Below are 6,223 nucleotides of genomic sequence, written 5' to 3' on the forward strand. Positions count from 1 at the left end.
CCTTCTTTGCTGTCTCGGCACCCCGCGGCTACAGACCGACTCGGGCGGCACCGCTTTCGGCGCGGCTCGCCCGGTGCCGTCGAACGGCCGACCGGTTCGCACACGCCGGGCTACAGAAACGCTGCCTGCCGTTGCGCGAGGTGTCGGCGTACACCTGTGAGCACCCGTCCGCCGCGCAGACGCCGAGACGGTCCATCCCCAGCCCGGTGAGGTGCAATGCGGTGCCGACGGTGATCAGCGCCGCGATCTGGCGGTCCGTCGCCACCCCCGGGTCACGGAAATGCAGATGCCAGCCGTCGCCCACATGGTCGGTCAAGCGGGGCGCGGAGGCGTACTCGGCCAGCAGCACATTGAGCCGGGCCGCACGTTCGGCGCGGTCCGCGCACTCCACCACGCCCCGCCAGCGCCCCAGGAAGGCCGTTACCGACGCCAGATCGCCGTCGGACGCCGGCGTGGACAGCACCAAGCCCGCCGCCGCGCAGCGTCGCGCCAACTCCGCGGCGTTCGAACACGGATCGTTGAGCAGGTCGACGCCCAGCAGCACCGGCTCACGCCCGTAATGGTTGTAATGCACAATGCCATTACATCAGACTCGAACCATGAACAGCCACCCCGCACACACCTGGCAGATCGAGTCACGCCACCGGACCAGCGAGGGCGTCGTGGCCTACCAACGCTGCCACTGCGGCGCGCGCAGGGTGGTCGTCGACCAGCTGAGCGTCGCGTCCGAGATCCATCGCGACGAACCGGGCCTGGCCGCCGCCGGATAACTCGCACCACCATGACGAACATCACGTTTGACCGCTACACTTTGGACCGCTGCCCAGATGTGGGGCAGATCTCGCCATCGCGTCAGCGCTCGACCGGAAAGACCCCTTGATGAAGCGTTCCACCGTCGTCGCCGTCCTCGCGGCCGTCACCGTGCTCGGCCCCGTCGCCGGGACCGCCACGGCCTCGCCCGGCCTGCCCCTCACCGACTTCACGGCGGAGACCCCCATCGGCGACTTCGGTCTGCCGAGCGATCAGCCCGAATCCGGTTCGGCGCAGAGCGGCTCCACCACCGGCGTCGAAACCACCGGGTCCTCCGGTACCGGCTCGGCCGGCCTGCCCAACCTCGACCGCCTGCTGTTCGGCGGCCGCATTCTGTGCGGGGCCTTCGGTAGCGCGCTCGCGGTCGCGGGCGAGGCGATGATGGACTGCAGCGAACTTCCCACCCCGCTCTGAGCGGTCCACAGACACAACGAAGGGGCACCGGAAAATCCGGTGCCCCTTCGTTTTTCGTCTGTCGCGCGCCTACGGAGCGTCGGCGTTGCCCGCCTTCCATTCCGGCCACGCGATGTTCCAGTCACCCAGCCCGTCGACACCGGACAGGGTGCCGCCGACCGTGTTCTTGATGACGGTGATGTCACCACGCTTGGCGTTCTCGTACACCCAGCGCGCGTTCGCCGGACTCAGGTTCAGGCAGCCGTGACTGGAGTTGGAGTAGCCCTGCTGCCCCACCGACCACGGTGCCGAGTGGAAGAAGATGCCGCTGTAGGAGATTCGCGTCGCGTAGTCGACCGGCGTGCGGTACCCGTCGGACGAGTTCACCGCCACACCGTAGGTCGAGGAGTCCATGATGATCTTCTCGTGCCGGTCGCTGACGATGTAGACGCCGTTGTCGGTGGGCGTGCTGTCCTTACCCATCGAGGTGGGCATGGTCATGATCACCTGACCGTTCTTCTCCACCACCACCTGCTTGGTGTTGTCGTCGGCGGTGAAGACCACCGCGTCACCGATGGTGAAGAACGAATGGATGTTGTCCTGGCCGTACAGACCCTTGCCCAGGTCCTTGCCGTAGACGTTCACATCGATGGTCACCTTGGTGCCCGGTGTCCAGTAGTGCTCTGGGCGCCACCGCACTTCGCGATTGTTCACCCAGTAGAAGGCACCCTCGACGGCGGGCTCGGTGGTGATCTTGATGGCCTCTTGGGCGGCACGGCGATCGGGGATGTTCTCGTCGAACTGGATCGCGACCGGCTGACCGATGCCCACCACTTCGCCCTCGCCGGGCAGCAGGTACGGCTTGGTCTGACTCTTCGGCGAGCTGGTGGTGAAGCTCAGCGTCGAGGAGTTCGCGCCACCGAGCCCGATGGCCGAGGCCGTGAGCTTGTAGGTCTTGCCGTAGCCGAGCACCTCGGCGGTCGACCAGGAGCGCCCGTCCGCGGCCAGCTGACCCGCTACCGCGGCGCCCTGCTGGTTGGTCAGTGTGACGTCGGTGAACTTGCCGTCCTCGACCTGGAAGGCCATCGGCATGCCGGGCGAGACGCCGACCTGCCCGTCCTTGATGGTCGAGACGAGCTTCGGCTTGATGAGCTCGGCGAGGGGGTTGCGATCGATCGCCACCTCCACCCCGGTGCCCTCGGCGGCCGAGCAGGCCGACGCGCCGAGCGCGAACACCGCCAACAGCACCATCGGAACGATCGTCCGTAGCGACCGAGGTCGCCCCCGCTTCTTACCCATGTCAACCCCGTTTCCGTACCGACGCGATTACAGTGCGCCGCAGATCCCACCGACCCGAATCGCTAGAGCCATCCGTGTTGGCGGGGGGCGTTACGAACTCGACGTCTCGCCCATTCTGCCAGCTGACCCGGCCGGTTCCAACGGGAAAGCCCCCGCGACACGACCAAGTCACAATCGTTAGATAGGTCCGGAGGTCGTCGGCGTTAACAACGCCAGATGTGCCGCATTGTTGCTGGTCAGCGCCCGATTTCACTTTCCGCCCCACGGCCTGCTAATGTTTGTTCCGCACCGGAGACGGGGCAAAGAACAAAGACATGCGCCATTAGCTCAATTGGCAGAGCAGCTGACTCTTAATCAGCGGGTTCGGGGTTCAAGTCCCTGATGGCGCACCACAACGAAGCCCCTGACCAGGTCCCATGGTCAGGGGCTTCGTTCGTTTCGGCCGCCGGATAGGCCGTCACCGTTCAGTGATCTCGCTCACGAGGGGCAGAGTTGGCCACTGGAGCGACGCGCTTGCTCTCGGCAGTGTCACGGTGCCATGCGGCAGCACTGACAGCGATACCGAGGACAGTGACAGCGGCGGCGACCAGGTACACGACGCGCAGTCCGGCAGAGTCGATCGCGTGCCCGCCGAACCAGCCCGCGAAGGCCGCGGCGAGCTGGTACGCCGAGGCGTTGACCGCGATAGCGAGCGTGGGGGCCCGCCTCGCGGTGTTCAGGACACGGGCCTGCATTCCCGGGATCACCGAGAAGCCGAGTGCACCCACCAGGAACACCATCACGCCGATGAGCACGGTCTGGCCGCTCACCGCCCACATCAGCAGCAACGCACAGGCCAGCAACACGAGCAGACCGAGCTGCGCACGTTTCGGTGAGCGGTCGGACAGTCTGCCGCCGACGACGTTGCCCACCGTGGCGCCGAGGCCGTAGACGAGGAGCATCACCGCCACAGCGCTGGAGGCGAACGTCGCGACCTCGGTCAGCAACGGCGCGAAATAGACGAACACCATCAGCACGCCCGCACTGCCGATCGCCGTGACGGCAATGGCCAGCTGAACGTCGCGATCGCCGAACACCCGCAATTCCGACCACGCCGACCCGCCGGAGTTCGCCACCTCCGGGACCGAGCGCAGAACGAGCACCAAGCCGAGAGCGCATACCACCGCAATCGCGAAAAACGGTGTACGCCAATCGAACCGATTGCCCAGCAGCGTCCCGATCGGTGCGCCCAGCACCATTGCGATGTTCATCCCGAAGACCAGCTTCGAGACCGTGGACGCCTGCTTGTCCGGCGGCGAGGTCGCGGTCGCGATGACGATCGCGTTCGCGAAGAACGTGGAGGTGACCAGCGCGGTGACAACGCGGGCAACGAAGAGGAACTCATAGGAGGGCGCCAGCGCGGAGGCGACGTTGCCTGCCACCGCGATCAAGAGCAGCACGCTGATCAACGGTTTGCGCGAGTAGCGCGCAGTGAGCGCGGTGACGACCGGCCCACCGAAGATCATCCCGACGGCATAAGCGGTCACCAGAAGCCCGGCCGCCGAAATAGAGACGCCGAATTCAGCCGCGACATCGGGAAGGATTCCCGCGATCACGAATTCACCGGTCGTAATACCGAAGACGCACAATACGAGTGCGGCGAGACTTTGTCGCATGATTCCTATTCCTGCTGGTCAATCCGTAGCGGCAGCGAAATAAACCTTGCCAGCCCGGGCGATGCCTCACAACGGTGTAACTATCAGGATCTCGCCGTCATCGATAGAGTGTGGGTTATGGATGGGACAGGCTCGAGCTTGCAGGGCGACGACCCCACACCCCACCAACTCCGCCTGCTGCTGGTTCTCGCCGAGGAGCTGCATTTCGGCCGGGCAGCGCGCCGCGTGTACCTGACTCAGCCCGCACTCAGCCAGCAAATCCGGGCACTGGAGCAACGATTGGGAGTTCGGCTCTTCGATCGAACCAGCAGACGGGTAGAACTCACTCCTATCGCGCTGAAATTGCTACCGCTGGCTCGTTCGATAGTGGATTCCTCGGAGCAGTTGAGAGAAATGGCGAATCACGCCTCGACAGAGGCGAGAATATTGCGGATCGGGGTGTGCGAGAGTTTTACGGCACTCGGCCCGACCCGCCAGATCATCGATGGAATATCGACACGTTTTCCGGAACTGGGCCCTCGTGTGCAGGTGATCGACACGTTCACCGAGCAGCTGGCCGCGCTGGAGCGCGGTGAAATCCATGCGGCGTTCGTCCATGTGCCTGTTCCGTCGCATCTGCACGTCGTTCCACTCGTGGTCGAGCGCCGGGTCGCGTGCCTGGCCGCGACGGATCCGCTGGCGCGACGAGAGTCGCTGCGCCTGGCCGATCTCGCACACCACGCGGTCGTCACGATGGTGCCCGAGTCGTTCCCGGAGGGACGTGCGTACTGGGCCGCCGACCCGCGGCCCGACGGCCGAGCCGTTCGCTATGCCACGGCCATGGGCACGACGTTCGAGTCGATGCTGGCGACCGTCGCACTGACCGGCGCGGTCGCCTTCGTCCCCGCCTCTGCCGCACAGTTGTACCCACGCCCCGACCTGCGCTTCGTGCCGGTCGACGCACTTGCCGACTGCACTTTCGGCATCGTATGGCGTTCGAGCGAGACGGACGAGCCCCGCATGGCCGGTCTGCGAGAGGTGGTAGCCGCAGTTGCCGGGCAATGGTCACGATCTCGTTATCGGACTGCCATGGACAATCCGGCGTGCTAGCGCTCAGAGCCCGATTCGGACTCCCTCTAGCTGCGCAAACCCCCGCAAAACCTGATTCGGGCAAACTTTTTCTGTGACGGCCGCCACGCAGATCAGAGTCGCAAACCTCCTGCATAGATAACGATTCTGCAACTGCCCGGCAATGAACCAAGATCGGCAGCGTTTGCCGTTCAGGTTTCGTTCACCTTGCGTTAACCCGTCGTGACCATTCTGTCATCAGGTCACAAACGGACCTGCGGTTTGGTTAGCCCGGAAGTATCCAACCTCCGATAGCACCGAACAGCGCGTGGTCTCCCCGCAGCCAGCTGTGGAGCACCGTGCGGCGCCAGCGATGAACTGCCATCGAGCGTTCGTCCCCCGACAGTGTCGCACCTTCCCATACAGACAGAAACAACGCATCGCCTGACCGGCGTGTACTCCCGTGCGCGCTGCGCGATCCATCGCGCCCTGATGCAGGGCCTGCGTCGCCAGACAGAGATGAAGGAACAGAAAAGCCATGCTCAACAAAGACAAGCTCAGCACCGTTATCGGCCGTCGCTCGCGCCGTGAGGCGTTCACCGTGGCAGTCGCCGCGGTCGGCCTGGTCGCCGTAGCCGCGTCCTCCGCCGTCTCGTTCGCCGACGACAGCGTTCCCGAGCGTGCCGCCATGGTCGTCGAGCAGGCGGAGAACATCCCCGCCGTCGGCGCCGCCCCCGCCATCCAGGCCATCCCGGCGCCCGCGCCGCAGGCCGCTCCCGCCCCGGCACCGGAGGCCGCCCCGGCTCCCGAGGCCGCCCCGGCCCCGATGCCCGAGGTGAAGTCCTACGAGGACAACCTGCACGGCTGGATCACCGAAGCGCTCGACATCATGGCCGCCAAGGGCATCCCCGGCAGCTACGAGGGCATCCACCGCAACATCATGCGCGAGTCGACCGGCAACCCCCAGGCGATCAACCTGTGGGACTCCAACGCCGCGATGGGCATCCCCTCCAAGGGCC

At 65.5% G+C, this 6,223-nt stretch carries 7 protein-coding genes and 1 tRNA gene; 5 read left to right on the plus strand and 3 right to left on the minus strand.

Annotation, left to right across the window (positions count from 1 at the left end; translation table 11 throughout):
• Positions 1-28 precede the first annotated feature (28 nt).
• Positions 29-574 carry a CGNR zinc finger domain-containing protein gene (locus ACFWF3_RS20525; protein WP_379314886.1) on the minus strand — a complete coding sequence of 182 codons (546 nt, stop codon included), beginning with the start codon at positions 572-574 and terminating at the stop codon, positions 29-31.
• A 25-nt stretch (positions 575-599) separates the two neighbouring features.
• Between ACFWF3_RS20525 and ACFWF3_RS20530 the strand changes: the two genes are divergently transcribed.
• Together ACFWF3_RS20530 and ACFWF3_RS20535 are read left to right on the plus strand one after the other, a co-directional pair.
• Complete coding sequence (locus tag ACFWF3_RS20530) at positions 600-770, plus strand: hypothetical protein (RefSeq protein ID WP_379314887.1); 171 nt, start codon at positions 600-602, stop codon at positions 768-770.
• Between the two features lie 109 nt (positions 771-879).
• Complete coding sequence (locus tag ACFWF3_RS20535; protein ID WP_378994528.1) at positions 880-1,224, plus strand: hypothetical protein; 345 nt, start codon at positions 880-882, stop codon at positions 1,222-1,224.
• Positions 1,225-1,293: 69 nt separating this feature from the next.
• Here the strand turns inward: ACFWF3_RS20535 and ACFWF3_RS20540 are convergent, their stop codons facing one another.
• Positions 1,294-2,502: an Ig-like domain-containing protein gene (locus tag ACFWF3_RS20540; protein ID WP_378994530.1), complete on the minus strand. Its 1,209-nt coding sequence runs from the start codon at positions 2,500-2,502 to the stop codon at positions 1,294-1,296.
• 316 nt (positions 2,503-2,818) lie between these two features.
• Here ACFWF3_RS20540 and ACFWF3_RS20545 point away from each other — a divergent pair.
• Positions 2,819-2,894, plus strand: a tRNA-Lys gene (locus ACFWF3_RS20545).
• A 72-nt stretch (positions 2,895-2,966) separates the two neighbouring features.
• Here ACFWF3_RS20545 and ACFWF3_RS20550 read toward each other — a convergent pair.
• A complete protein-coding gene (locus tag ACFWF3_RS20550; RefSeq protein ID WP_379314888.1) occupies positions 2,967-4,157 on the minus strand; it encodes an MFS transporter in 1,191 nt (396 codons plus the stop codon).
• Here ACFWF3_RS20550 and ACFWF3_RS20555 point away from each other — a divergent pair.
• Both ACFWF3_RS20555 and ACFWF3_RS20560 read left to right on the plus strand, forming a co-directional pair.
• Positions 4,149-5,246, plus strand: a complete 1,098-nt coding sequence (locus ACFWF3_RS20555) for a LysR family transcriptional regulator (RefSeq protein ID WP_379314889.1) — start codon at positions 4,149-4,151, stop codon at positions 5,244-5,246. The two genes, ACFWF3_RS20550 and ACFWF3_RS20555, sit on opposite strands and share 9 nt — an antisense overlap.
• A 496-nt stretch (positions 5,247-5,742) precedes the next feature.
• On the plus strand, positions 5,743-6,223 hold a 481-nt coding region (locus tag ACFWF3_RS20560; RefSeq protein WP_379314890.1), incomplete at its 3' end, for a hypothetical protein.

This window comes from Nocardia sp. NPDC060220, assembly GCF_042727815.1.
Classification (GTDB): Bacteria; Actinomycetota; Actinomycetes; order Mycobacteriales; family Mycobacteriaceae; genus Nocardia.

Bases quoted from the DNA above. Each gene is read 5' to 3' on its own strand.
- ACFWF3_RS20540 (WP_378994530.1), bottom strand. From the start codon at position 2,502: ATGGGTAAGAAGCGGGGGCGACCTCGGTCGCTACGGACGATCGTTCCG.
- ACFWF3_RS20530 (WP_379314887.1), top strand. From the start codon at position 600: ATGAACAGCCACCCCGCACACACCTGGCAGATCGAGTCACGCCACCGG.
- ACFWF3_RS20550 (WP_379314888.1), bottom strand. From the start codon at position 4,157: ATGCGACAAAGTCTCGCCGCACTCGTATTGTGCGTCTTCGGTATTACG.
- ACFWF3_RS20535 (WP_378994528.1), top strand. From the start codon at position 880: ATGAAGCGTTCCACCGTCGTCGCCGTCCTCGCGGCCGTCACCGTGCTC.